19 protein-coding genes are annotated in these 26,645 nt (G+C 44.8%); 6 read left to right on the top strand and 13 right to left on the bottom strand.

Features of this window, described 5'->3' with window-relative positions:
- Nucleotides 1–322: 322 nt before the first annotated feature.
- On the bottom strand, nt 323–1,501 hold the full coding sequence (locus tag QUA42_RS19705) for a M20 family metallopeptidase (RefSeq protein ID WP_333139343.1): 1,179 nt from the start codon (nt 1,499–1,501) through the stop codon (nt 323–325).
- A gap of 300 nt (nt 1,502–1,801) precedes the next feature.
- On the opposite strand from QUA42_RS19705, the gene QUA42_RS19700 reads away from it, so the two are divergent.
- Nucleotides 1,802–3,262 (top strand): glycosyltransferase family 87 protein, encoded by a 1,461-nt coding sequence (locus QUA42_RS19700; protein WP_333139341.1) that lies wholly within the window; start codon nt 1,802–1,804, stop codon nt 3,260–3,262.
- A gap of 40 nt (nt 3,263–3,302) precedes the next feature.
- Here the strand turns inward: QUA42_RS19700 and QUA42_RS19695 are convergent, their stop codons facing one another.
- On the bottom strand, nt 3,303–3,509 hold the full coding sequence (locus QUA42_RS19695; protein ID WP_333139339.1) for a ribbon-helix-helix domain-containing protein: 207 nt from the start codon (nt 3,507–3,509) through the stop codon (nt 3,303–3,305).
- Between the two features lie 166 nt (nt 3,510–3,675).
- On the opposite strand from QUA42_RS19695, the gene QUA42_RS19690 reads away from it, so the two are divergent.
- Nucleotides 3,676–3,909 (top strand): hypothetical protein, encoded by a 234-nt coding sequence (locus QUA42_RS19690; protein ID WP_333139337.1) that lies wholly within the window; start codon nt 3,676–3,678, stop codon nt 3,907–3,909.
- Nucleotides 3,910–3,952: 43 nt separating this feature from the next.
- On the opposite strand, the gene QUA42_RS19685 is transcribed toward QUA42_RS19690, so the two are convergent.
- From QUA42_RS19685 to QUA42_RS19665, 5 genes are all read right to left on the bottom strand, one after another.
- Nucleotides 3,953–4,753, bottom strand: coding sequence for a DUF3226 domain-containing protein (locus QUA42_RS19685; RefSeq protein WP_333139335.1), 801 nt, complete (start codon nt 4,751–4,753; stop codon nt 3,953–3,955).
- Nucleotides 4,750–5,898 carry an AAA family ATPase gene (locus QUA42_RS19680; RefSeq protein WP_333139332.1) on the bottom strand — a complete coding sequence of 383 codons (1,149 nt, stop codon included), beginning with the start codon at nt 5,896–5,898 and terminating at the stop codon, nt 4,750–4,752. The genes QUA42_RS19685 and QUA42_RS19680 overlap by 4 nt, the downstream gene beginning before the upstream one ends.
- A gap of 80 nt (nt 5,899–5,978) precedes the next feature.
- Nucleotides 5,979–7,766, bottom strand: a complete 1,788-nt coding sequence (gene aspS, locus QUA42_RS19675) for an aspartate--tRNA ligase (RefSeq protein WP_333139330.1) — start codon at nt 7,764–7,766, stop codon at nt 5,979–5,981.
- 163 nt (nt 7,767–7,929) lie between these two features.
- A complete protein-coding gene (locus tag QUA42_RS19670) occupies nt 7,930–8,535 on the bottom strand; it encodes a hypothetical protein (RefSeq protein WP_333139328.1) in 606 nt (201 codons plus the stop codon).
- Between the two features lie 381 nt (nt 8,536–8,916).
- Nucleotides 8,917–9,546 carry a macro domain-containing protein gene (locus QUA42_RS19665; protein ID WP_333139326.1) on the bottom strand — a complete coding sequence of 210 codons (630 nt, stop codon included), beginning with the start codon at nt 9,544–9,546 and terminating at the stop codon, nt 8,917–8,919.
- 113 nt (nt 9,547–9,659) lie between these two features.
- On the opposite strand from QUA42_RS19665, the gene crcB reads away from it, so the two are divergent.
- Nucleotides 9,660–10,073, top strand: a complete 414-nt coding sequence (gene crcB / locus QUA42_RS19660; RefSeq protein ID WP_333139324.1) for a fluoride efflux transporter CrcB — start codon at nt 9,660–9,662, stop codon at nt 10,071–10,073.
- Nucleotides 10,074–10,420: 347 nt separating this feature from the next.
- Here crcB and QUA42_RS19655 read toward each other — a convergent pair whose 3' ends face one another.
- From QUA42_RS19655 to QUA42_RS19640, 4 genes are all read right to left on the bottom strand, one after another.
- The gene (locus QUA42_RS19655; RefSeq protein ID WP_333139322.1) at nt 10,421–11,395 is read right to left on the bottom strand and encodes a diguanylate cyclase; all 975 of its coding nucleotides are present in this window, start codon (nt 11,393–11,395) and stop codon (nt 10,421–10,423) included.
- A gap of 10 nt (nt 11,396–11,405) precedes the next feature.
- Nucleotides 11,406–14,501, bottom strand: coding sequence for a response regulator (locus tag QUA42_RS19650; protein ID WP_333139320.1), 3,096 nt, complete (start codon nt 14,499–14,501; stop codon nt 11,406–11,408).
- 123 nt (nt 14,502–14,624) lie between these two features.
- Nucleotides 14,625–20,114: a PAS domain S-box protein gene (locus QUA42_RS19645; RefSeq protein WP_333139318.1), complete on the bottom strand. Its 5,490-nt coding sequence runs from the start codon at nt 20,112–20,114 to the stop codon at nt 14,625–14,627.
- 717 nt (nt 20,115–20,831) lie between these two features.
- Nucleotides 20,832–21,056 (bottom strand): hypothetical protein, encoded by a 225-nt coding sequence (locus tag QUA42_RS19640; protein ID WP_333139316.1) that lies wholly within the window; start codon nt 21,054–21,056, stop codon nt 20,832–20,834.
- Nucleotides 21,057–21,141: 85 nt separating this feature from the next.
- Between QUA42_RS19640 and QUA42_RS19635 the strand changes: the two genes are divergently transcribed.
- The 3 genes from QUA42_RS19635 (at nt 21,142) to QUA42_RS19625 (ending at nt 24,738) form a co-directional block, all read left to right on the top strand.
- Nucleotides 21,142–22,017, top strand: a complete 876-nt coding sequence (locus QUA42_RS19635; RefSeq protein WP_333139314.1) for an amino acid ABC transporter substrate-binding protein — start codon at nt 21,142–21,144, stop codon at nt 22,015–22,017.
- A gap of 153 nt (nt 22,018–22,170) precedes the next feature.
- On the top strand, nt 22,171–23,568 hold the full coding sequence (gene mgtE, locus QUA42_RS19630) for a magnesium transporter (RefSeq protein ID WP_333041966.1): 1,398 nt from the start codon (nt 22,171–22,173) through the stop codon (nt 23,566–23,568).
- Between the two features lie 246 nt (nt 23,569–23,814).
- Complete coding sequence (locus QUA42_RS19625; protein ID WP_333139312.1) at nt 23,815–24,738, top strand: hypothetical protein; 924 nt, start codon at nt 23,815–23,817, stop codon at nt 24,736–24,738.
- Between the two features lie 190 nt (nt 24,739–24,928).
- Here QUA42_RS19625 and QUA42_RS19620 read toward each other — a convergent pair whose 3' ends face one another.
- Nucleotides 24,929–25,447, bottom strand: coding sequence for a hypothetical protein (locus QUA42_RS19620; protein ID WP_333139310.1), 519 nt, complete (start codon nt 25,445–25,447; stop codon nt 24,929–24,931).
- Between the two features lie 20 nt (nt 25,448–25,467).
- Nucleotides 25,468–26,550 (bottom strand): ParM/StbA family protein, encoded by a 1,083-nt coding sequence (locus QUA42_RS19615; RefSeq protein ID WP_333048413.1) that lies wholly within the window; start codon nt 26,548–26,550, stop codon nt 25,468–25,470.
- Nucleotides 26,551–26,645: the final 95 nt, after the last annotated feature.

Raw genomic sequence — 26,645 nt, 5'->3', positions numbered from 1 at the left:
GCAAATCTGTTCGTTGTCATCTTACAATTTTATTCTTGAAGCCCTATTCTATGCAGCTTCATATTAAATTGGTATCACTGGGGTTGCAGGCATTCCAAAATTTATCGAAATCTAGGTTCATAAAATTTTATATAGCAGTTGACAGTTGACAGTTGACAGTTGACATTTAAGAAGACCGGGCGGTTGAAACCGCGTCTATACAGGCAAAACCCGCCGACGCGGGTTTAAGAAAATACGGTAGTTGAAATTATGTTATCTTATTCAGTTTGCCTCCGGCGGACATCGTTTGTGTAGGCGCGAATTCTATTCGCCGTCTTATTTCTTATTTCTGTTTCCAATATTGATAGGCGGCATAGGCTAAGGTAACAGCGCCGGTGACGATCGCCGCTTCGTCTACCTCAAATTGCGGGTGATGGAGGGGATAATTCGGTTTGTCAGTCAGTCCCACTCCCAAGCGAAACATTGTTCCCGGTGCGTGTTCTAAATACATCGAAAAATCTTCCGCGCCGAGGGATGGTTCTGGTAAAATTTGCACGCGCGATCGACCTAAAGCTTCTAAAGCCGCACTTTCGACTAATTGTGTGAGTTTTGGGTCGTTTTGGACTCCGGGCACGCCGCGCTTGTAGGTGAGTTCGTACTTAGCGCCGTAAGTCGCGCACACGCTAGAAACAATTTGTTCGATCCAAGCCGGCAGTTCTTCGTGGGTTTGCGGATGCAGCGATCGCACGGTTCCCAATAATTTTACTCGATCGGCAATTACGTTCGGCGCACGTCCGCCGTTAATTTGCCCGATCGTCAAAACCAGTGGCCTCAAAGGATTTTGCGTGCGGCTAATGGCCTGCTGCAAAGTGGTAATTATCTGAGAAGCAATCCAAATTGCGTCGATCGCCTCGTGGGGACGCGCACCGTGGCCGGATTCGCCCATCACAATCAATTCTATGTCATCTGCCGCCGCCGTCAGTGCCCCGTGGCGGATACCGACGCAACCCCCGGGAATCGTCGGGAAAACGTGCACTCCGAGGATGCCGTCAACATCTTGCATCGCCCCATCTTTAATCATCCATTGAGCACCTTGGGCAATTTCTTCTGCCGGCTGAAACAAGAAGCGGACGTGACCGGGCAATTTTTCTTCTAGCTGAGACAATATCATGGCTGCGCCCAAACCGACGGTGGTGTGGATGTCGTGGCCGCAGGCGTGCATCACTCCCTCGTTGCGGGAGGCAAATTCTAAATTAGTGCGTTCTTGAATCGGTAAAGCGTCCATATCGGTGCGAATTGCCAGCCAGCGGGACTCGCTGCTGTTGCCTTTGAGTTCGCCGATGACTCCTGTTTTGCCGATTCCTTCGATCGCGCGGACTCCGCTGGATGCTAGAACTCCGGCTACGTAGGCGGCGGTTTGATATTCTTGGCCGCTGAGTTCGGGGTGGGAGTGGATGTGGCGGCGAATTTCGATTAAGCGGGGGGCGAGGGTGGCGGCTAATTCTTTGATGCGGGGAAGCATGAATTTACTTGGGGAGTGCGGTACAAGTTGTAGTCAACTAGGGTAACGCATATGTTTGGGGGTGAACAGGGTTATAAGGCGCAAAAGTGCGATCGGGCTTTTAGATGGCAATGCTATTTTGTTTGGGAATAAGATTTTTTTTTACCGCAGAGGGCGCAGAGGACGCAGAGAAAAGAGAGAAGAGAGAGTTAGGTTTAAACGGGGAATAAAAGTCTATGTTTTAGGTTTAAATGCTGATTTTTAGTTGAGGATTTCTGGTTGTGATATTATCAAATAGTAAATTTATTAAAATTATTTTTTATGCTTAGCTTTGGATTCTGGAATGTAATTATTCTAATTGCAGTCGCTTTATTTCTCAATTTTAATTGGCGATTAGATAGCGAAAAAACAGCATGGCAAGATTCTTTGTTTTTAAAACATCCTTCGATCGAAAGGTTGACTCTGTTTTTTCGTCAACCTATTGTTAACTTTATTTTGCAAGCAGTTATTGTATTAGTTGTCACCCGATTTCTCTGTTATACCGGTTGGTTGGTTTACAATCTGACTAATCGACCGGATCCGCCTTACTGGGATTTTAAGTGGTTTTATGTAGCGAGTAGATTAGCCCATCAGCATTTGAGCCCCTTTAATGTGGAGGTGTTTAACATCGGTTTCTGTAGCATCACAAAAGTGTGTGGGTTTATTCCATCTTTTGTTTATCCACCTAATATCATTCCTCCGCTGTGGTTTTTGGGCTATTTCCCGATGAAGACTGCATTCACAATCTGGACTTGGCTGCATCTTATTGCCACAGGTTTTGTTTTATGGGGAGCGAATATTTTGTTGGAGTCGCACTCACGAGCTTTTCGGACTATTTGTAGTATATCAGTTGCATTCCTCTACGGTTTTGTCTTCGACCTTCAAGTTGGCAATGTGGCAACTTTTATTGCCGTTCTGCTGTTATGGATGTTTATTTATGCTAGGAAAAATCAGGATGTAATTGCAGGGCTTTTATTGGGTATTGCTCTTTTTAAACCAACTTTAGTTATCTTGTTTATTCCTTATTTTTTAATCAAAAGACGGTTTCAGCTAGTTTTTATATCTATAGTCACGGTAACTTTTTTGGCAGTTATAGGTCTAGCTGTAACGGGCAATTCTTTAACAGGATTTATACAGGATGCGACTCGTGGATTTCCACTGTGGCTCAACGATCCATCGAATAATGCTTATATTTCTATGAGTCGCCTTGATTTAAGGGTTATGGGGCCGAGATTTTTCCCCGATAGTCCCTTCGTGGCGAAGCTATTTTCTGACTCGATCAGTCTGGTGCTAGTTGGTTTAGTGAGTTGGTATTTTTACAAAAAACAATCTCGCAATGCTTGGTCAAAAAAAGTTGACTTATCTGAAATGGTGCTAATTTCTACTTTGAGTATTGCTATCAACTATTCTCAGCCCACCAGTTCTGTGATGTTAGCACCGGCGGTGGTTTTTTTGCTGAATGATTTATGTTTTCAGATTAAAAATTGTGCCTTCTCTAGGCAAAGAATGTCGGTTTGGTTATTGGGCGTTGGCTGTGTCATGGTGCAAACCGCTGTGATTCATGGCGGGCTGTTGGTGTTTCTAGGAAAGCGGTGGAACTGGAAGGGGGGGGAATTGCCCTATTTGTTTAAAGTAACTATTTTTTCACTACCGAGTTATGCAATTTTAGGCCTTACGTTAAGTGTTTTAGTCTTAGCGATTACCTCTCTTGGTCAAAAACAGGTTGCTGAATGCGATCCATAGACGGCCCGACAGGCTGGCAGTTGAGGGAAAAGTTAGCGGCTTAATCGTGTTTGGATTCATTGAACTTTCCTTCCTTCTGCGCTCTTTCGAGCCCTTCCTCGACCAAAAGTAATGCCATTTGGGAAATCGAACGACGTTCAAGACTAGCCAGTTTCTCTAACTTCTCCTTGATTTCGGGTGGGGGGTAAAAGGCAACTCTTGGAGATTTTGCAGGACTCACATTGTTTGGGGATAGCGTGTTCACCATGTCATTTTAGCTGACTACAAATTTTTTAGAGAAATTTTAAGCCAAAGTAGCACACCGCAATCTAGGTTATGCTATAGTAGTCTAAACACCCAAAAACCAAACCCCCACCGCTCAGACTCGCAATCGTTCGGTGGGGGCTTGAACTCCCATATTTAGGAGAAACTGTATGATATCACAGCCAAAATCAGTTCCCGAACTGCTCCGGGAAGAAATTCCTGATGTACCTCAAGGTAAGCAACCGATTTGTTTGCTGTTGTGTGGCGTTCCCAAAGCGGTAGACAGCATCGTTAATCTGTTGCACGTTTTAGGTTTTGCAGAAGTTGGGGAATGGAGCCCGCCTCTACCATCGCCGATAGCGGGTGAGGTGATTCGGATTTTAACCCGTTACTGGAAAGAGTAATCTTTGAGGGCGATCGCACGAATTCCAGAAGTGCGATCGCCGATTAACTCACTTCCAAAAGTTGACTCAAAAACTCAATAAAATTGGCCAAAGCAGGAACCTGCTGCTGTGTCTGTTCGCTGATCCAATTATTATCAGCAATACTTGTTGTATTAGTTTTTCCAGGTTTGAGAACACTTACAACAGTAGCAACTAAAGCTTTTTCTCGATCAAAATTTTTCCATTTTAAAGATTTCCTGTCTTTTTTAGAAAATTCATCTATAGTGGAAAACTCATCTAGATAAGAATCTAGATAATAATTAGCTCTCTTCATGTACGCGGGATAAGCTATCTCTCCGCAACTGCACAGCAAAGTATCAAGCACACCTTGTGAAACATTATCTGGCAAAACATAGATTCCTGTACGCGGGCTATTGGTATCTACAACACCAGGACACTGCGGAAAATTAGGAAAATAACTTCGGAATTTCTTAGCATATGGTTCGACAATGCGATCGGGAGTTGATTTATCGCTATCGGCAACTATCCCGAATGCTGCCAAATTTGTTTGATACTCAGAATTGGCGAATAAAATGTCATCCAAATTAGTCACAAGATTGCTTCCTTCCCCTGCATAAATTGCTACAGAGACAGTATCATTAAACAAAATAGAAGGCATATCAAGACGTTTATACAAATTTCCTTTTTTAGGATAAACAGGAATAAACTTGCGCCAGAAGGGGTCTAACTGAGACTCTAATCCTTTCAACTCTTCCCGAAAATCTTTAAAACCCAAAAGCTTGAGAACCTTCCCTGTAAATGCCTGGTCGTGGGGTCCTTCTACTCCAATAATGGCGTATTTCACACGCGCACCTCCTGACCCAAATCCTCCCGCAATCTTTGCAATCTTTCCCGTTCAATTCTAATTGCTTTGGTTTGTGACTCCCGTTTCTCTAAACGATAAAGAACTAAGTCCGTCTCCGAATCGCTAGCATTCAACATCGCATCAATCGCTTCTAAACTGTGCGTCGTTGCAAATAACTGCACATCCATCAGCTTGCACCACTGCACAATCGAAGCAAAGGAATTGCGGAGTGCTTCAGTATGAATTGCTGTTTCTATTTCATCAATTAGTAAAACTCCACCTCGGACTTTTGCCATAGATAAAGCAATGAATAGCAAACGCCGCACTCCATCACCAAAAGCACTTAAAGGTGAAAATCCTAATAATTTATGGTTGATATAGATACTAGGGCGACGTTCTCCAAGTGACAAAATTTCCAAGTCAATTATTTCTACATCGACAATCTGAAGTAATTTAATTACCTCATTTTTTAATCCCCTTAGTATTGCCTGTGACAGAAGATAGGATTCTAATTTTTCCTGCCTGTGAGAAACAGGTGTTACCATATCAATTGGCAATTCTGGGTAGAAGTGATGTTGGCGGAAATCACCTCGACTCAGCCTTTTATTAGACCATAATTCAATTTTTTCTGAGAATTCACGACCCAAGACATCTCCATCACCTCCTGGTGGATCGCGAAATATTGCTTTGAGTTCTATTTCAGCACCGTGCGAACTCTTATATTCAGTATAGTCATAAGATTCTAGCCAATCTTCAGCGCTATCTTCAAAATCTTTTTCTGATTGATATAGCAGTTCCATCTGGTTGTAGATTGCTCTAGATTCTACAACTTGGAAGCTACCATTGCCAGAAATATAGGTTTCTCCTACGTAAAGAATGGGTTTAGGTACTTCATTTTTTTGAGGAAATAACCATTTGAAAGCATTTAATGGAAGCGTGGGAGAAGCCTTGATTTCTCGACGCTGTGCTGTTTTCAGCCATTCTCCGATATCTAAGGGGCGACAATAGGTTGATATCGCTTCTAAAACGCTAGTTTTACCTGAGTTATTCGCACCAACCAATAGGTTTATTTGACCCAAGTCCTGCAAGGTTAAATCTCGCAGGCCCCGGAACTGATGAATGGTTAAATTGTCAAGGTGTTTCATAATTATGACTTAGGCATTTCAACTGAGATGCTTCGCTTCTCTCAGCATGACACATAGGCTTTGCCTAAGTCCCCATTCGTTTATGACTTAGGCGTATAAGTCGATCGCACTTGCAACTCCTTCAACTGCTTCTCATCCACCCCAGCAGGCGCATTCGTCAGCAAACAACCCGCCTGCTGCGTCTTCGGAAACGCAATCACATCGCGGATCGATTCCTCACCAGCCAACAGCATCACCAACCGATCCAAACCGTAAGCAATACCTCCGTGGGGCGGAGTTCCATACTCAAACGCATCCAACAAAAAGCCAAACTTATTGTAAGCTTCCTCAGTCGATAAGCCGATCGCCTCAAACACCTTTTCCTGAACATCCCGCTGATAAATCCGCAGAGAACCGCCGCCGATTTCTGTACCGTTTAACACCAAATCGTAAGCTTGAGCTCTCGCAGTTTTCAAATCATTAATATCGTCAGGATGCGGCGCAGTAAACGGGTGGTGCAATGCTTCCAAACGCTTCTCGTCAGCGTTCCATTCAAACATCGGGAAATCTGTCACCCACAGCAGATTCATCTTGTCTTTGTCAATCAATCCCAATTCGTTACCCACGAACAAACGCAATCTATCCAAAGTCTTATTGACAGTTGTCGCGTCAGCCGCAGCGAATAACAACAAATGACCTGGTTGCGCGCCCGTGCGATCGAGCAATTCCTGTTTTTGCGCTTCCGTCAAATTATCCTTAATAGCGCCGATCGTATCAATTTCGCCGTTATCCCGCACGCGGATGTAAGCCAATCCCTTCGCACCGGCTTCGCTGGCTTCCCTAAACAAATCGCCACCCGGTTTAATCCGCACGTTAGAAATCGCATCATTTCCGCCCGGAATCGGCAAAATCTTCACAATTCCGCCTGCCGCAATCGCCCCGGAAAATACCTTAAATCCCGAATCTTTCATCAAATCGGAAACATCGACTAATTCCAAACCGAAGCGAGTGTCTGGTTTGTCGCTACCATAGCGATCCATGGCTTCAGCGTAAGTCAAGCGCGGAAAAGGACGAGGCAATTCTACCCCTTTGACACTTTGGAAAATCTGGGAGACTAAACCTTCGTTTAATTCGATAACTTCTTCTAAAGACATGAAACTCATTTCCATGTCTAATTGTGTGAATTCCGGCTGTCTGTCGGCGCGCAAATCTTCATCGCGGAAACAGCGGGCAATTTGATAATATCTGTCCAAACCCGAAACCATTAACAATTGTTTGAACAACTGCGGCGACTGCGGCAAAGCGTACCATTCGCCCAAATTGACGCGGCTGGGCACTAAATAATCTCTCGCACCTTCAGGAGTCGATCGCGTTAAAATCGGGGTTTCAACTTCAATAAAACCTCCCACATCTTCCAGGTGGCGGCGCATAGCTTTGACCACTTGATGGCGAAGCTGCAAATTGCGACTCATACGATCGCGCCGCAAGTCCAAATAGCGATATTTCAGCCGCAAATCTTCCCGCACACTTTCATTTTCCGCCGTCGCCACCTGAAACGGTAACTGTTTGCGAACCGCATTTAACAACTCAATTTCGTCAGCATAAATTTCCACCTCACCCGTAGGCAATTTCGGGTTGAGGGAATCTGCGGGGCGGCTGGTGACTCGCCCAGTAATTTTAACCACGTATTCGCTGCGTAAAGCCTCAGCCCCGTGATAGGAATCGGGGGTGCGTTCAGGATCGCTGACAATTTGCACAATACCCGATCGATCGCGCACATCCAGAAAAATCACCCCGCCATGATCGCGGCGGCGATCCACCCAGCCGTAAAGGGTGACAGTCTCTCCGATGTGTTCGCTTCGCAGTTCGCCGCAGTAGTAACTTCTCATAATTGGGGGTTGTGGACTAAAAATAAAGCTTTTTAATTATGCAGTATGCCTGAAACTTCTGCTGAATGCAAATGCACGGACGATCGCCATTAGCTTTGGAATTAATTCCAAAGCTAAGTACCCTAACAACCCGCTGGGAGTTCCAAACGCCCGGCTGGCCCTTCTAGGAATCCCCGCGATCGCTGTGAGACTTGTCAAAAAACGCCGTCAGCGCGTTCCATGCAGACTTAGCCGCATCCGTCAAGCGAGTGCCGATCGACTCAATTTGCTTCACAATAAGGTGCCAATTCTTTTCAGCTTCCGTGTGAATGTGGTCAACAGCTTGTTCGATGCGATCGCGTTCGATCAATTTATTTTGTTCCACCGCTTCTCGCGCTTGTCGCACTGCTTTCAAATAAGCTTCGCGACTGACTTCGCCGGCATCTTGCACCTGCGCTTGCGCCCGCGTTTTAATCGCATCTACCACCAGCCAATTTTTCTCAGTTTCTTTTTTAATCAGCCTGACTGCTTCTGTGAATCTCTCGTGGGCGAGATCCTTATTTTCTTCGATCGCCCCGGAGGCCTTATTCACAGCTTTTAAATAAGCTTCGCGGGTGAGTTCGCCCGCTGCTTGCACTTCGGCGGTGGCGCGTTTTTTAATTGCTTCAAACAGCGCCGCAGTTTCTGCGATCGCCTCATCAGTCGCGTCGGGCATCTCTTGTTTGACGAGCTCCGTCGTTTCGAGAGTTGCCTCTAAAATTGGTTCTTCGGTTACTTTTGGATCTGTCATATCAATCTTCTCCTGTGGTAGTAAACATTTTCCAAAAATCTCACAGTCCCTGGATGCAGACTTTGTAGGTGTAGCGCCAGATGGAATTGTGGTCTTTTATACCGACTTTGTAGGTGTAGCGCCAGAAGGCATTCTGGCATTTAATAAGAACTAGGCAATTTTTGTTCCAGCTTTATCAACTTTTGTATCCGCGCTTACCTAGTTGGAATGACCTCAGTTCTATTACATTATATCTACCAAAGTTGCTCTCGTGTGTAGGATACCGCCAAGTTGCAGGTACGGTTTAGCGCACTTTAATTTGTGATAAGTCTCTATACCTCAAAAAAACCACACAAATAAACTTGGTTTCTCAACACAATAAAACTGGCAAATTTAATACTTTCAATTTTCCAACTGCAAATCTTCGCTTTCGTCCGTATATAACAAGTGGTGACATCTTTGAGCGTGCAGTAAAGATTGAGGAAATTCGTACTGAGATAAAAGGATATCTTCGAGCGCAACTTTCATTTGATTGGCGCAGATATCTGGCGGCACTTTGCCCATTCCCGTACCCATGCCGGGAATAGCGATAGTTCCAATGATATGTTTGACTGGCGTTCCATCTGGGACTGAGCCAAATTTTACGAGAGTCAAAATAGCGCGGGTTGCTAGATAAACATTTACTGTTTCTCTTAAAACTGTGGGAACGCGCATAATTGGTGCCGCGATTAAATAGGGAATTTCAGCATGATCGGTGTCTACAATTTCTGCCATTCCTACTAATAGTTCGCCATGATGTCTAGCCTTAATTAGTTTTTGCAAGCGTTCAAGAACCTGCCCTCCAAAATATTCGGAAATTTCTAAATCTAAGCCGTCGTCCATGAAACCAAAACTATTTCCCGGACTAACAATAGCATCGCATTTCACATCAAATATTGAACCGTGATGTATCTTTACATTTTCCATACTGCCGCAAGTGCTTTCCCACGCTCTAACTAAACCATCGTCTAAGGTAGCCAGCACAATTTGCATAAATACTCTCTCTTAATTTTAATTGCGAACAGCTAGAGCGTTCGCCAATTTAATCCTACAATACTTTACATAAGTCGGCTGAATCTAAAATTCATCTCAATTTCAACTAGCAAATGTCCAAGATCTGTATGCTGCAAGACCCGAATCTGCGCCACCCGATCGCAATTAGTTTAGGTGCCGTTGCCGGCGCTTTGAGCCGGTATTATATCACCTTGTGGTTTGCCAGCCGTTTCGGTACGGCTTTTCCCTACGGAACTTTTTTTATTAACATCACTGGTTGCTTAGCTATGGGATTTTTTATTACCCTCGCTTTTGAACGAGTGCCGACTATTCCGTCGGAAGTGCGCTTAATGGTAGCAACGGGCTTTTTGGGTGCTTATACTACTTTTTCAACTTACGGTTTAGAGACGAATGTCTTGTGGCGCGATCGATCTTACAGCATCGCCGCTTTTTACTGGGCAGGCAGTGCCATACTAGGAGTAATTGCAGTTCAGTTAGGCATCATTTTAGCGCGATCGGGCAAATAAATAAATAAATAAAATCGGTTTGTGCAAATAATACCAGTTTAAAAAAAGAATACAACTGTAGGCAAACTCTCCACCCATACAGCATCAGTCAGTCGATTTTAGCTCAGGATTGTGGACAATACCTACGATATTTTTTGATCACACACACCCTTAAACTAATACAGGGAAAGCTTTTAACGGGGTTGCTACCCTCTCGGGTTTAGGTGTGGTGAAGTGTACTGCATCGTGTTTTCCGGCTGACGGGGTAAAGTCTTCAAGCTGTTTCCCTATCTTGTTTTCAGTTTACTCTTTCTCGGTTGAACTCACGTTTAATAAATAATGCTTATGGCGCTCCGATATAGCTGTTCTCAAAAGAACGGTTGAGGATTTAAACAGCGTTTGGTGCGTTTATGCTCGTACATTAGTTTGTCAGCCTTGGCTAGCAATTGTTCTAATAAAACTTCATTATTTAAATCTCCAAACTCAACACCAAGACTTATTGATATATAAGCTCGCTCGGAGTGTTGATTAAAGCGATCTATGTTTTCTTGCAGCCGAGCCTGGAAATTAATAGATGAATTACCCGAAAAGTTAGGAATAAATAAAGCAAATTCATCTCCTCCCAGTCGAGCCACAATATCCGCCTCACGAAAGGTTTGCTTCAATATTTGAGCGGCGTCAACGATTACTCTGTCTCCCATTTCGTGTCCTAAAGTGTCGTTAATCTTTTTCAAACCATCTAGGTCAGCGAACAAAATAAAATAGGATGTTTGCGTGCGTCGAGCAATTTTTAGTTGTTGATCGGCTAGTAAAAAGAAGCCTCGTCGGTTATATAATCCAGTTAATTCATCGGTCACGGATAGCTGCCTTACTTCGGCTTCTGCCCTCAGACGTTCTTGGATTTCGTGTTCTAAACGTTGATTTTGTTCCAGCAGTTGTTGGCGTTGCTGCTGGATGAGTAATTGATTTTTTACTCGCATCAGCACTTCCTGCTCTTGAAAAGGTTTGGTAATATAGTCTACGCCACCCAGTTCAAAGGCTCGTACCTTGTTTTCCAGTCGTTCGAGCGCACTGATAAAAATAACCGGTATCTGATCACTCGCTTCCGATGCTTTTAACTTTTGGCAGACTTCGTACCCATTCATCTCCGGCATATTGATGTCAAGTAAAATCAGACTCGGTGGGTCGCGATGAACACCTTGGAGTGCCATTCTGCCGTTGAGCGCTTTACGCACAATATAGCCCTGTGACTCTAGAATTTTGGCTAACAAGCGCAAATTGTCTGGCGTATCATCCACGATGAGAATATTCGTTTGGGCCACAAGTTTGAATAGATCTGTCATGTTCTTATTCCTAAATCTGGGTGAGAGTTGCGATCGCTTCAAGCTGAAAGTTATCGACCAGAGATGTCATCGCCGCGATGAAATCTTGTTTCTCCTTGGGAATTAGAGCGATAAGTTCATAAAGCTTATTATCACTAAGATCGAGTGCGGCTTCATGAACTTCTGCAATCCACTGGGTGGGCATGGTTTTCAAGTCGGGAATAAACATCTTTGGTGGCGAAGCTGATAAATCTCGCGGAACTTTTTCGGCGTAGCAGTAGCGCACACCCAAGTGATGAGCTATTTTGTCGAAAAGTGTGTCTTCAGTAAACGGCTTGGCAATGTAGTCATCGCAACCGATTTGCAGGCTGGCGATACGATCGTCTTCAAAAGCATATGCAGTGAGGGCAATGATGCGTGTCATTGGTCTGTTGTCCTGTGACATTTGCCCTGAGCGATCTGCTGATGACCCATGACTAATGACTAATGAGTCTTGTGCTCGAATCTGTCTCGTGGCTTCATAACCATCCATGACAGGCATTTGAATGTCCATCAAAATCAGGTCAGGGTGCCAGGCCTGCCAACGAGCGATCGCCTCTACCCCATTTTCCACCGCACACACATCAAACCCAACTGACTCCAGCAGTGTCACCAGCAGTTGCCGATTTTCTGGAACGTCTTCTACTACGAGAATTCGGTAGATAGGTTGCCCAGGTTCGATCCTGATAACCCGAGCGTTAATTTCAGGTTCCTCTAAATCAACGGACTCTGGTAGTTCCAAAACGACTTGGCAGGTAAAAGTCGAGCCTCGATTGAGGGTGCTTTGCACGGTGATATCGCCTCCCATCAGACGCGCAAACTCACGACTGATAGACAGTCCTAAACCTGTTCCTCGATCGTTGCGACCGCGATTGGTTTGCATGAAAGCGTCAAAAATTGATTCTAAATCTGAGGGAGAAATGCCAGGTCCGGTATCCTCAACTTCGAGACACAAGGTAATAGTTGGTTTAATATCCGGTGGATTAGTGGCGCGATCGCAATTTGTACTCGATGGCATATCATCTGATGAAAAAGCTCGTCCGCGCAGGGCTATGGTTCCTGTTGTTGTAAATTTGAGCGCGTTCCCCAGCAGATTAATCAAGATTTGGCGCAGTTTTGCTTGATCGCCACAGACATAACGCGGGACAGTAGCATCCCACTCGCTGCTCAGATGTAACCCTTTCTCAGGCGCTTTGATGGTGAACATCTCGTTAATAGAACCTAGCAGTCGATGCAGATTAAAACAGCTTTTACTCAGTACCAATTGCCCTGCTTCAATCCTAGACATTTGCAAAACATCGTCGATCAATGTCAGCAGGTGTTCTCCACTACGGGTAATGATCCCTAAATGCTCTTGAAATTCTTCTGGGATATAAGGGCTGCGGTTCATAAGCTGGGTAAATCCCAGAATGGCGTTGAGTGGGGTTCTGAGCTCGTGGCTCATGTTGGCAAGGAACTGGGTTTTGGCACGGTTGGCTATAGCTGCCCTTTCTGCAGCGTGTTCTAGGGCAGCTTGCGAAAATTCTAACACGGCCAGCATGAGGATATGTCTCATTTCGGCTGCAGCTTCTAACTCTGCAATCTGCCACGGATAAGACATTTCCCGCACTGTCTCTTGCCACAGTTCAAAGGATTTGCGGGGACACAGGTGCATTTTTCCAATTTCGTCGATCGACACAGCATCCTGTGGATTACCTGCCCAGTTTATGGTTTGAATTTGTTCCGGTCGGAACCAAAGGATATGGTACGACTTTTGTTTGGCGTAGCAGAGGAAGATGGAGATTGCTAAAACACCGCTAGCTCGATCGTTGAATTGCTGGGCTTGGGGATACAACTGAGACAAAGAAGCTGTTGCAAACACTCGTTCTTTGTTGTGTTGCAGCAACCACTGCACGAGTTCGTCAACCTCAGATTCAGATGGTGTTTGACCCACCAATGTCAGACGACCATCGAGCAGAATTGCAGCTCCCTGAGCATGAACTAAATCTAGCAATTGAGAAGCATTTTCGGTCAATACCTGTTCGATAAAATTAGACTCTCGCCGGAATGCCTGCTGAAGTTTATCCTGAATAGTTTTAGCCTGCGATCGGTAAACGTTCAATTCTCGCTCTTGCTGATGCACCAGTTCGATCGAGGCAAATTGTCCTAAAAATTCACAGCTTTTGCGAGTTTCGTAATCTACCAATCGCGGGCTGTAATGGTGACAGGCAATTAATCCCCAGAGGCGCCGATCGTCAATTAACGAAATCGTCAGTGTCCCAGCCACTCCCATATTCTGCAAATATTCAATGTGGTAGGGAGATACTCCCCTTAACACACAAGCACTGAGATCCTGGGGTGTATTGGTTAGGGGATGGTTGGTGGGAATTAGGCGGGCAGGGGTGTAATTGATATTGGGAATTTGGCGCACCCAATTGCTGTAAAACAATTTGCGGGCGGGTACGGGAATATCGATCGCCGGGTAATGCAATCCCAGGTAGCTTTCTAGATAGCTTTCTTTCTCTTCAGCAATCACCACCCCATGGTCATCGGCTTCAAAGCGATAAATCATCACGCGATCGAATCCGGTCATGGCTTTTACTTCTCTAGCAATGGTTTGAGCTAAATCCGAAAGACCGAACGCACTGCGAAAGTTGAGGATAACTGTTTGCAGACGCTGATAAAAATCCATTGAATGATTATTTTCAATAGTCAATTGGGGTTCTAGTTCCAGAATCAACTCATCTGCTAGCTGATGCAGTGTGCTTCTAAATGTTTGAATTTGGCCGTTTCTTAGAGGTATTTTCAGCTCAAAACTATTATTAATTTTGAGCTTTTCTTGATTGAGATACCTAACAATTTCTTGTACTTGCTCGTGACCAAATAACCATGGCAATGGCTGACCTAGCAATTCTGCGACAGAAATGCCAAAAAACACTTCTACATTGTCACTTACTTGTAAAATATTGAGGCTCTTTTCTTGCAGCAATAAAACTATTCCGTGGGGCTGAATATGACCGGGAGCATAAACGGATTCTTCACTGCATTCCTCTAGATTTGTTAAATCGAAAGGATTTATTTGGAAATTTTTGGGTATTTTATGAGGCATTTTAGAGAGTAATTATTAATACAAATTAAGGAGTTTTTTGGCAAATCTTACCAACAACATTTAATTGTCTTGGGTCAATTCCTAATTCCGTAGTCCTAATCGAACGTTTAACTACACAACAGTTTATAAGTCCAATGGAGGAATTACACTTGGGAAATTACCTTGAATTAGATTAAGGATTTTCTCAAATTGATACTGGTTGGCGAGTTCCGTCAGATGAGTACCGAATTGAGCGAGGTCTGATGAAAGTTGAGCTACCAGTTCAACGATCGCAACATCATCCCCACATAAAGCAGCATCTTCCAACTCAACCACCCATTCTTTTGGTAATGTCGCCAGAAGCGTTGGATCGAGGGAATCTGAAACGGAAGAGGCAACAGAACAGAAGTAAGAAGGAAAACAATCTGTTCCCCGTTCGCCTATTTCAGTTTCCTCTTCCTCATATACATACTCTAAACCTAGGTATTCCGCCATCTTAAGAAATAGGGTCTGTTCCCGGAAGGGCTTGCTGATGTAGTCGTTGCAGCCAGCAGCTAAGGCGAGGGCGCGGTCGCTCTGGGAAGCCTGGGCCGTAAGTGCAATAATGATACTGTTCTGTCCGTCTTCCATTGCCCGAATTTGCTTCGTAGCCTCGTATCCATCTAACACGGGCATCCGAATGTCCATCCAGGTTAGGTCGGGTTGCCATTGTTGCCAAATCTGCACAGCTTGCTGTCCGTTGGTAGCTTCTTTTACCTCTAATCCTAATTGTGTCAGTAATCTGACCATTAGCAAGCGATTTTCTGGTTGATCGTCAACCACCAAAATGCGATGATCCCCTTGACTGGGAGCCAGCCCAATCACGAGGCGATTATTCTCTTCGGGTGTAACATTAACTCCACTGATGGGGCTGACGGGAAGGGTAAAGGTGAAGCTACTCCCCTCTCCCAGAGTGCTGCTGACAGAAATTTCTCCGCCCATGAGTTCCAACAATTTGCGGCTAATGGTTAGACCTAGCCCAGTACCGCCGGTCAATCGCTTCCCAGCTTGGGCTTGCACAAACGCATCGAAGATGGTATCAAGTTCGACCGATGCAATCCCTACACCTGTGTCAGCCACTACAAACTGGAGAATCGGCCGAGTTGTGCTTAATGCCCCTGTACCGTCGGCCTCAATACTGACTTGCAAAGTAATGCTTCCCCCATCGGTAAATTTGATGGCATTACTCAGCAGATTGAGCAAAACCTGGCGCAGTTTTTGAGCATCGACAAGCATAAATTGGGGAACTTCTGGCGCAATCTCGAAACAAAGGTCAAGTCCTTTAGAACTTGCTCGTTCCGCCAACATATTTCGGAGGGAATGCAGCAGCGCAATTAAGTCTAATCCGCTGTGTTCAACTGTGCAGTGTCCCGATTCAATTTTCGAGAGATCCAACACATCGTTAATCAAACTCAATAGGTGATCGCCACTGCGACGAATTGTTTGCAGGTCTTCTTTTTGGTTGGGAGTTAGGGAGGAGTCATGGGTCATTACCTGAGCAAATCCTAGAATCACGTTGAGGGGAGTGCGTAATTCGTGGCTCATATTGGCTAGGAATGTACTTTTTGCCAAGTTCGCTGCTTCTGCGGCTTCCCTTGCGTGCTGCAGTGCCAGTTCTTTTTGTTTGCGATCGCTGATGTCTTTGTGCGTTCCAATCATCCGTAAAGGCTTACCATCTTCATCGTAGGCAACGACTTTCGCGTAGTTAGCGACCCACTTCCACTCACCTGACTTGCAACGCACACGGTAGTCAAAGGCATATTTGAGACAGCTATCTGGCAAATTACTATTGAGATCCTCAAAAACCCAGAATTTATCATCAGGGTGAATCATCTGTTCCCAGACGTTCACATCCATCACCAACTCACCGGGCTTGTAGCCCAGCATCTCCTGGTAGTAGGAATTAATGTAAACTTCTCCAGTTTCAATTTTCCAATCCCATAGTCCATCTCCAGAGGCTTCTAGTGCTAGCATTAAGCGTTCCTCACTCAGTTGTAAAGCGGTTTCCGCTTGATGTTGTCGCGTCACATCGATCGCCACACCACCTACTAGCATTTGCCCAGGTAAGTCGGGGATGAGAAATTTGTAAACCAGAAACTCACCCAGGGTTCCATCTCGACGGGGCGCAATCTCAATCGTTTCAATTAGCTCGTTGGTTTGAGCAACCGTTTGGATATTATCTAGATATTGTTGGGCGAAGGCGGCGGGGTAAAGTTCAAAAATGGATTTTCCAATCACATCGTCAGTGGGTAACTTCAAGGTATTGAGATAAGTCTGGCTGGCATAGAGCATTACACCATTTTCATCGGTAATCCAGGCAGGGGCTGGGCTGTGATTCATGAAGGCTTGGAAGCGAGTTTCACTCTCTCGCAGTGCCTGTTCTGCTTGTTGGCGTTCCGCTTCGTTGCGTTTGCGATCGCTAATATCCCGGCAGATACAGTAGTTAATCATCTCATCTTGTAATTCCACCCGGTTCCAGCTAATTTCCACGTCATATACAGAACCATCCTTGCGGCGATGTCGCGTTTCAAACAGCGGAATAACCTCCTCTCGCTGGAGCATAAGTTGTAGTTCTTCCCTCGTCCATTCAGCATCCCAATCAAACACACTCATATTCATGGTTTCTTCTAGGGTGTAGCCCAGCATTTGAGCAAAGCTGGGACTAGCTTGGACAACTTTTCCGACCCAATCCATGACAACAACACCGTCCAGGGAAGTGTTGAAGAAGGCTTTACTCCGCAGGAGTTCCTGTTCTAGTGCAAGTTCGGCTTTTTTGCGATCGCTAATATCTTTCATGAAGCAGTAATGCCCCAAAAATTGATTCTGTTCATCGTAAGTTGAAATCATCACCAATTGCTTATAAAAAACAGAACCGTCTTTACGAACCGCTCTGGTTTCAAGTTCAACTCTGCCCTCTTGCACCATCACCCAATAGGCTGCAACCAGTTTTTCCCACTCATCGGGATATACGGTTTTTTCCCAGGACATCCCGATCATTTCTTCTGGCTGATAGCCTGTCACGTCAGAATATGCTTTATTGACATAGAGGTAACGTCCTTGAGTGTCTATTTTGGAAATCCCCGACAGTGCATTTTTCATCACCTCACTCATTTCTCTAAGCTCTGCTTCTGCGTGTTTGCGATCGGTGATATCTTCTGAAAAACAAAGTAGGTACTGGGACTGATGCTGTTCGTCGTAAATGGGAATCTTCACAGTATGCAGCCAACGTTTGCCCAGACTATGACTTTCAATGACTTCTTCAGCAATATCCTCAGTCTTACCTTTTTCAAAAGCTTCTCTATCCTTTTGGTCAAAAAAGATAGCCTGTTCTATTGGAAAAAAATCATAGCCACTTTTGCCGATCGCTTGTTCGGCTGAGATGCCAAATAACAGTTCGCTGGTTTTATTCCAAAACTGAAATCTGCCAAATTGTTTAGGCTCTGCGTCCTTAACAAAAATTGCAATCGGTAGATAATCCAACAGTGCTTGTAAGAAATTGCGAGTTTTTTGGATTTCCAGCTCGACTTTTTTGCGCTTGCTAATATCAATAAACGTAACTACAACTTGTGTGATATGACCATTTTGATCTAACTCCGGGTAGGCATTAAGTAATACCCAAACACAACTATCAATTTCTTTTTTAATTCCTAAAACATAATTTTTGAGGGAACTTCCACTGGATAAAACCTGATGTACCGGATATTCCTCTAGGGGCATAACGCTGCCATCTTCCCGCACAAAATGCCAGGCCGGAGATATCGCAGTTTTTCCCAGCATTTGATCCATTGAAAGCCCTAGTAATTCACAGGCCGTTTCATTACATAATTGGATGGTGGTATCTGTCGCATGAATCACAAAACCCGCATTTAAGTTATCGATCAATTGCCGATATCTGGCTTCGCTGACCTGTAAAGCAACTTCAGCTTGCTTGCGCTCCGTAATGTCGGTGTGAGAGCCAGCCATCCGAATTACGTTACCTGCATCATCCCACAGTGCCTGACCACGATCCAAAATCCATTTGTAGGAACCATCTTTGCAACGAACGCGATGTTCTGTGATATAAAAAGGAGTTTTCTTGGCAAAATGGTCTTGAACGGCTTGCATTACCCCTCCCAAATCATCGGGATGTAGCAGATTCGCCCATTTGTCTATAATGTTTTGGATTTCATGGTCTTCATAGTCCAGCATTTCCTTCCAGCGACTAGAAAAGAAGACCTCATTGGTTTGAACATTCCAATCCCAAATGCCGTCATTATTCCCGCGTACAGACAGTTCCCAGCGTTCTTCACTTTCACGTAGTGCTACTTCTGCTTGTTTGCTGTCAGCAATATTCCGGGCAATCTTTGAGGCTCCAATTATATTTCCTGCGGGGTCTTTAATGGGGGAGACACTCATCGAGACATCGATTAATGTTCCATCTTTCCTCAGCCTCTTTGTATCGTAGTGTTTGATGCGTTGTCCTCGCTGGATTTGGGTGAGAATTTCGTTTTCCTCATCTCGATAGTCTGCGGGAATCAATTTTCTCCCTGATTGCCCTACTATTTCTGCGGCTGTATAACCAAAAATTGTTTCGGCTCCTACATTCCAACTGGTAACTACACCCTCTAAGTCTTTACTGAGAATGGCATCTTCCGAAGATTCAACGATCGCAGCTAGTTGAGCGATCGCAATTTCTGCCTGTTGTCGCTGGTGAATTTCCCATTGCAACTGGCGATTGGCTTTTTTGAACTTATCGACTTTGCCATAACTAACTTGTGCGAGATACATGACCCACATAAGCAGCACAACTAAAACTAAGCCACCAATTAATACAACTCTAGGCCAATAAACCTTGACATTTTTTACTAAATCTAAAGTTGGATAAACATCTATTCTCCAGTCTACACCATAGGCTTTCACTACAACTGTTTTCTGAGGGGGATATGGAGACAAATAGTCTTGACCGTAGAGCAAAGTTGTGCCACTATAGATAGCCACATTGTACCCTGGTGGCACTTTTAAAATACTTTCAAATAGAGTTTTAAACTGAAAAGATCCGACAATAAACCCATCAAACCGCTCCCCTACAAATAAAGGAAAAGTTGCTAGAAATCCTTCACCCCCTTGAACGAGTGAAACATTGCGAGTTAACATAGGTTGACGCAAATCACGAGCCACTTGCAAAGTGATTTTGCGACGCAGTTCCCGATTAAAATCTAGGTTTTGCGCTGCCTCATTCCCTGCCAGTGGCACAACCCATCGCACTTTAAATGATGGATCGACTAATGCGATCGCCTGATAACCGTAAAAATCCTTTACATAAGCCTCAGCATCGGCTTCCCAAAGAGCCTTTGGTGTTCCGCCATTGGCTTGCCAGCGATTCGCCATTTGCCGAAGTGTCAACACCCGAATGGATAGTCCTTCGGTCAGTTGTGACTGAATCGCATTGGCTTCCTGCTGAATTAACTGCTCGATGTGAATTTGTCCGTTGATGGTTAGCTGTTGCCACGTAAATAAAACAGCAAGAGAGGCCACCACACCAAGCAAAAGAGGTAGCAATCGTTTAAGTGGTGTTTGGTCTAAACTTATAATTACTTTGCGTCGAGGGATTACCATAAATTAAGCGATATAGGAATAAAGCGGTCTTCAATTTTTTGGGCTATACTTGGGTAATTTAATGATGCAATAAAACTAAGTCTTGAGCCTGAAAACCAGTTAGCGATAAGGCACTCTCTAAACTTTATACCCCCTAAGTTGAGCTGTTAAATTCCATCGGTAAAGAATGTTCTTCCTGAACCCCTAGCCCTTTAACTACATTTATAGATGGCGATGAGCAACATCTGTTCAGATTGTAAATAGGTATTGTTTGCCAACATTGGCGACAAAACCAGTAGATTTGATCCTTGCGAACGTGACGCAGCATTTAATTCGAGCAGCAGGGGCGGTGTGTCATCAAGACCTCTTTTTTAACTAAAGGGTATTTCACTCTTGTTACAAAGTGCTGTAAACTCGCTTGAAGCAACCATAACAATACCCTAGAGAAAAAAAATAAAGATTTGGTAAAGAATATAAAATGGTTAAGGAAAAGATACAAGTTTAAACATTCCGTAATGAAATTCAGATTGCAGAGAATTTTTATCCCACAATACGCACCTTGGAATGTCCCATCTGGTTTGTTATAATTCTACACTATTCAGATGCAGCTTTTGAAATACATTCCTACATAAAATAATTTTCCTGTTCCCTGTTCCTTGATTTGATCGGAGAGTCTAAATCCCAGCGCTACACGTTTGGCAGTTTGAAAAGGAACCATAGCGGAAGCCAGGGGATTCACTATGACTGCTGGCCAATGATATTGACAGTTTTAATTAATTGTTGACTATACCAAGATAATAAGTTGTCAAACCAATTCTTGCCCAAAACTTCTTTATGTGTATAACCCGTCAGGCGGCCGAAAAAAGGATTGACGTAGCCCCCGAAACTTAATTTTAGACGGTGCTGGTTGAAGTTAGCCGATCGCACAACCCAAAACACGCCAATAGCCCCAAATACAAGCACCCAAATATATTGACAATATTGTTTTTTTGCGTATCATATTAAAAACCAGTACAATATCTATTCGGATGCCGAACGAATGAACTCAATGCCAACCAAGAAAAACCTCAAACTCGCAGCATTTACAGCCATATTTTCGATATTATTTCCTGCAGCTTTACCTACAATTGCCTCAGCCCAGACAGCACTGGCAGAAATTCGGCAAACCGGCATTCTCAAAGTTGGTATCAGAAAAGATGCCCCTCCCTTCGGCTACTTAGAAGGTGAAAAATGGCAAGGAGTTTGCATGGAAGGCTTAGAACTTTTCCGAGCTGACTTAGAAAAAAAATTAAATCGCTCCATCCGCTTAGAAAAACTAGAAACTGATCTCAACGAATCAGCAGAAAAAGGGCGCTTTCGCAGCGTAACCAGCAAGCGCACTCACCTAGAATGCGGGCCTAATACAATTCTAAAAAATCCCCCCAGCGGGATTGCATATTCACTGCCTTTTTTATACAGCGGCACTTATCTGTTAGTCAAGCCAGAAAACAGACTGAGAGTCAACCCTTCAGGATTCCTGCAAGACGTGACCATTGGGGTGCTAAGCGGTTCTGTTACCCAACAATTCATTGCAGGCCGATATCAACTAGCCAACCAGCGAATGTATGAAGGTATCGCGGGCAGAGAGTCGGGTGTAAAAGATGCGGCATCCGGCATAATCGATGCCTTCGCTAGCGACGGAATGCTGTTAGTAGGAGAAGCGCTGAGACAGGGTTTAACTCCAAGCCAATATTCTGTTATACCGGAGCAGCCTTTAACTTGCATTTCTTACGGCATGATATTGCCAGCAAGTGACACTGAATGGAAAGAAACAGTAAATAATTATATTCGCAATCAAAGTTCGACGAACCTGTTGGAAAAAGTGCTCGGGCGCAATTCTCCTTTCCTACCGATGAGTGTCGCCGATCAAGATAAATGTATTTGAACCCAAATCGGGCAAGATGCTGGGCGCGCACCAGAAAAATAGGGGTCAGGTGTGGATCTTGTCAGGGCAAGTCTGATCACTGCAACCAGTGGCGTCAATAGGCTCTAAACTGGATTCAGGAAGGCGCGCAGCACAGGTTTAGGAGGGTCATCAGTGACAGAAAAAAATTATCAATCGTCTTCTCTACCCACCTACGCGCGAAAGGAACTGCGGGAATTAGTTCGATCGCAGTTAAGGGCCCTGTTGGAAGAAGGAGACTTTAAAGGAGCAAAAGCCATTTTGCACCCGGTGCAGGAAGCAGACATAGCTGAAGCTATCGAAGGCCTGCCAGAAACCATGCAAGTAATAGCTTTCCGCTTGCTTTCCAAAGACGAAGCGATAGCAGTTTACGAATATCTCGACTCCAGCGTTCAGCAGTCCCTCTGTGAAAAATTCAAGCGCCAAGAAGTCATTGATATTGTAGACAAAATGTCCCCGGACGATCGAGCTAAACTCTTTGACGAACTGCCGGCAATATTAGTCCGTCGCCTGTTGGGTGAATTGAGCCCGACGGAACGAGAAGCAACGGCCCAGCTTTTGGGTTACGAAGCCAGTACCGCCGGTCGGATCATGACCCCGGAATATATTTCTCTCAAAGAAAGCTTTACCGTCGCCCAAGCTTTAGACCGAATTCGCTCTTTGGCTAGAACTACCGAAACAATTTATTCTCTTTACGTCACCGACGCCGGACGCAGCTTGACTGGCATTTTATCCCTGCGGGATTTAGTCACTTCCCCCCTCGACAAAACTGTCGGCGAAATTATGACCCGCGACGTAGTTTCTGTTCAAACAGGAACTGATCAAGAAGAAGTAGCTAGGCTGATCCAGCGTTACGATTTTTTAGCTGTGCCCGTTGTAGACCGCGAACAGCGTCTGGTCGGCATCATTACAGTTGACGATGCGATCGACATTTTAGAACAAGAAGCAGCCAAAGATATTTATACCTTGGGTGGCGTCCAGTCCGGTGGCGACAATTATTTTCAGACCGATTTAATCACTGTTGCTCGGAAAAGGGTGGTGTGGCTGTTTGTTCTGCTTTTAACTAATACTGTCACGGGCGCAATTATTAGAGCTCAAGAAGATATTTTGAACCAAGTAGTTGCCCTAGCAGCCTTTATTCCCCTGCTTACTGGCACTGGAGGCAATGTCGGAGCTCAGTCCTCAACTGTTGTAATTCGCGGTTTGAACACTGATGAAATTACAGCAATGGGCCCGTTTCAAGTAATTGTTCGCGAGGGGATGGCGGGAGCGCTGCTAGGAGCTATATTGGGGACTGTAGCGACGGGCTGGGCTTATACTCTGCAAGGGAGTTTAGCAGTGGCACTCGCGGTGGGAGTGAGTTTGTTTGCGATCGCAATTTTAGCTTCTATTGCCGGTTCAGCTCTGCCGTTTCTATTTCGTTCTTTGGGTTTAGACCCCGCTTTAATGTCTGCTCCCTTTATTACCACCGCAGTTGATGTCCTCGGGGTCTTGATTTATTTCACTTTAGCTAGACTAATTTTGCAGCTTTAATATATTTAATTAGATGGCTGTGAATAAAAAACTTAATCTGTTTTTGACCACTGCTAAATTCGGGGTCTACGTGCGATTACATACCGGATATCTGCCGTCGCGCGTACTTTATTTTTATCCGCATACTTGCACCCGTTGAAAAAAAGAATGTAACTATAGGCCGGTGATCCCAACTCCGAGCTTCCTCAGTCATTCCAAATCTAAAATCTAAAATCTAAAATCTAAAATCTAAAATGGTATTAGCCTATGTCATCATCTAATTCACCCACCAAAATCCAAAATCCCAAGTCCAGCAATTGGTTAGAAACTGCTGAAGTGGTTTTTATTGCTGCCTCAGCAGTGGGATTGGCTGCTAGTTTGGTTTGGGGGCAGAGCGTTTATGCTCAAGTGCCTGTAGTGATTTCGTTGGTGTTGAATTTTGTGAACCGGCAAAAGCTGCACAGGCAAGTTAAAGCAAATACGGCGGCCACGTTCGATCGCGTAAATCAACAAGCAGCTACTACCGATCGCGCGATCGAGGAATTGCAGCTTGCTGTAAATGCTTTAGACGAAGCTCTTTCTCAAACATCTCGCGAAAATCTCAATGTTGCGCCTGGAGAAAACGTACACTCTCTAATTTCAGCAATTGAGAACCTGCGCCAGCGACTAATAATTTTAGAAAAAACTATTAAAATGATTCAAAGCGAGATCGAACTCACCAGCCGCCAATTCAAACAGCGACCGGAGTTGCAACAAGTCGAAACTTTGACAACAATAATTCTGGACTTGCAGCAGTTTATCAACGAACTGCCACAGTGGGGGAGTTTGCAGCAGCGGCAGCTAACAGAACTTCAGCAAAAAGTAGACACTGCTTTGGCTGAGCTCTCAGAAGAAATTGCTGTGATTCCCAACCGCGTGCAAGAGGCGCTAGCTAGTCGCGGTGGGGAAATCAACCCACAGTTGGGTTCTGCTTTGAATGCAGATCAAAAGAATGGTTATCGACCAAAAACCCAGAATGAGAAAATTCGCCAGAAATATCCCAGAGCTTATGTCAAGTGGAGTCAGGATGAAGACGAAAATTTGAAGAAAGAATATGCTAGCGGTCAACAAATTGACGAATTAGCTCAGAGATTTCAGCGACAGCCTAGTGCGATTCGTTCGCGATTACAAAAATTAGGATTAATCGAATAATGGTAATTGGTAATTGGTAATTTGTAACCACAGAAAACAGACAACAGTCAACTGAGAACTGACAAATAACAAAGCGATCGCCCTTTTTTTTCAAAAGAGCGATCGCTTTGTGTCTGTATTCAGTACCGGCTACCAACAGCGGGCCACTAACATTACATCTCAAGGCTTTTTAGCCTTGGTCTACCTCATTTTAGAAATCTTGGGGTAACAAAGAACTTAAACGCTCCAACAAAGGATCGGAATTCCGAGGAGGAGCAACCTCAGCATCAGGCACTACATTATCATCAACCACAGACTCAGACTCAATCGGGCCAGGCTCTACTACTTTTGAAACTGGGGCAAAAGAAATTTGATCAAACTTACTGTTAACACTCCCCTGCAACTGATCCAACTGGGCGCTGAGTTGATTCAGGTGATGTTCCAGTCCCTCCAAACGGCTTAATTCCTCTGCCGAAACATTGTGCTCAAACTCAGCAAATTTGACCACAAGTTCAGCAATACGCTGTTCCAACCGCTGAAAGCTCTGTGTAGAGCTAGCAGACTCAGATACAGACAAAAACTGCCACAAAGCTTGCTTGCAGAGATTGCTGAAAGTCTGATACTTCGTGAAAGCCAACTCTTTTTCAATAGCGGCCAGCAAAGTTTGATCCGCAGCATCTTCCGTAAACGCCACCGAGAAATTCGCCTTATTTTTTGCCCACAGTGCCATAGGGTTCAAGCCTTAATGCGTTACTTTATCGTGGCTAGCTGAGCCTCAGCATAAATAAACTGTCCCAAAGCATTCGCTTTTCGGGAAGGCTGAGCCAAGTGAGCCTTAAGATTGGCGTCTTTAAGCAAAGGTTGCAAAACCTCCCAGAAAAACTCACCGCCACCGCCAGTCAGAACCACATCCGTCACACGTTCGGGCAACCACTGCACCAAACGTTCGGATAGTTCGTTAGCGAAAGCCTCCCGCAAATCCTTAATAATCGGATCTAAATTAGTCGGCTTAGTCGCTCCTCTGGGACGGTAGAAACGCTGGCCTTCGGGTTTATTCACTGCTTCCAGTAAAGACAGAGATTGAGGGTCTGCTCCCGGAATCTTTGAGGCAACTTGTTCGTAGAACTTGTTCATTGCGAAGGAATCGCTCTTAGAAGCCGCACGGGCGAACCGGAAACGATCGACCATTAACAAATCGGTAGTTTGGTGTCCGATATCAACAACAGCCACCGACAGTTCGGGCAACTCCGGCGTAAACTCCTTGTTATCTTGAGCCTCGCACCAAATCAGGCTGCCGAACCCTTCCGGCATCACCCAAACGTGACTGATATTAATATCCACACGCTCGCCCCGGTACACCACAACGTGGGGAGAGCGCAGTTGGCTGATAATCTCTTCCTTTTCCTTCTCAAACTGATCCTGCGAATAAAACGGCAAACCCAGCACAACTGCTATGTCGCCCTTCATTTGGAAATATCCAGCACAGGAAAAGACCTTAACCAAAGCATCTACTACTTTCGACTGGTCAGCGCCACCGAGATTAGCGCCAAAATCTGCAGCCAATTGACCTATAGCGTACCCCTTGCCCTGGTACTCCAGCCACATATCCAACAGAGGGTCTGTTGCTTTCGACTCAAAGCTGCCACCCCGCACCTTTTCCACGGGCATAGTAGCCACGTTGGCAGGGATGAAAACAACGCTACTCGGGTTGCGACTCACGCAAGCTTTAGTTGCCGTCCGACCCAAATCTGCACTAATAATCGATTTGTTAGAAGCGACTTTAGTCTGCTGGGTCAGCATAGCCGAATTAGGAACAAGCTGTCTAGTTGTCATTGAAATGTGTTACCTCACTGAGCCTCACCATTATCATGCCTTATCCCTTGACACTGCCACGCTTAAAGACAGTGGGTTTTGCGGCGATTCTTCTA

It is taken from the genome of Microcoleus sp. Pol11C2 (assembly GCF_036701505.1).
Lineage (GTDB): Bacteria > Cyanobacteriota > Cyanobacteriia > Cyanobacteriales > Microcoleaceae > Microcoleus.
The sequence above is the reverse complement of the archived record's forward strand: the minus strand, read 5'-3'. Positions and strand labels throughout refer to the sequence as shown.

Coding starts and splice junctions, on each gene's coding strand:
- QUA42_RS19680 (WP_333139332.1), bottom strand. CDS start 5,898: ATGAAACACCTTGACAATTTAACCATTCATCAGTTCCGGGGCCTGCGA.
- QUA42_RS19665 (WP_333139326.1), bottom strand. CDS start 9,546: ATGCAAATTGTGCTGGCTACCTTAGACGATGGTTTAGTTAGAGCGTGG.
- QUA42_RS19690 (WP_333139337.1), top strand. CDS start 3,676: ATGATATCACAGCCAAAATCAGTTCCCGAACTGCTCCGGGAAGAAATT.
- crcB (WP_333139324.1), top strand. CDS start 9,660: ATGTCCAAGATCTGTATGCTGCAAGACCCGAATCTGCGCCACCCGATC.
- QUA42_RS19635 (WP_333139314.1), top strand. CDS start 21,142: ATGCCAACCAAGAAAAACCTCAAACTCGCAGCATTTACAGCCATATTT.
- QUA42_RS19655 (WP_333139322.1), bottom strand. CDS start 11,395: ATGACAGATCTATTCAAACTTGTGGCCCAAACGAATATTCTCATCGTG.
- QUA42_RS19615 (WP_333048413.1), bottom strand. CDS start 26,550: ATGACAACTAGACAGCTTGTTCCTAATTCGGCTATGCTGACCCAGCAG.
- QUA42_RS19625 (WP_333139312.1), top strand. CDS start 23,815: ATGTCATCATCTAATTCACCCACCAAAATCCAAAATCCCAAGTCCAGC.
- QUA42_RS19700 (WP_333139341.1), top strand. CDS start 1,802: ATGCTTAGCTTTGGATTCTGGAATGTAATTATTCTAATTGCAGTCGCT.
- QUA42_RS19695 (WP_333139339.1), bottom strand. CDS start 3,509: ATGGTGAACACGCTATCCCCAAACAATGTGAGTCCTGCAAAATCTCCA.
- QUA42_RS19705 (WP_333139343.1), bottom strand. CDS start 1,501: ATGCTTCCCCGCATCAAAGAATTAGCCGCCACCCTCGCCCCCCGCTTA.
- aspS (WP_333139330.1), bottom strand. CDS start 7,766: ATGAGAAGTTACTACTGCGGCGAACTGCGAAGCGAACACATCGGAGAG.
- QUA42_RS19650 (WP_333139320.1), bottom strand. CDS start 14,501: ATGCCTCATAAAATACCCAAAAATTTCCAAATAAATCCTTTCGATTTA.
- QUA42_RS19670 (WP_333139328.1), bottom strand. CDS start 8,535: ATGACAGATCCAAAAGTAACCGAAGAACCAATTTTAGAGGCAACTCTC.
- QUA42_RS19620 (WP_333139310.1), bottom strand. CDS start 25,447: ATGGCACTGTGGGCAAAAAATAAGGCGAATTTCTCGGTGGCGTTTACG.
- QUA42_RS19645 (WP_333139318.1), bottom strand. CDS start 20,114: ATGGTAATCCCTCGACGCAAAGTAATTATAAGTTTAGACCAAACACCA.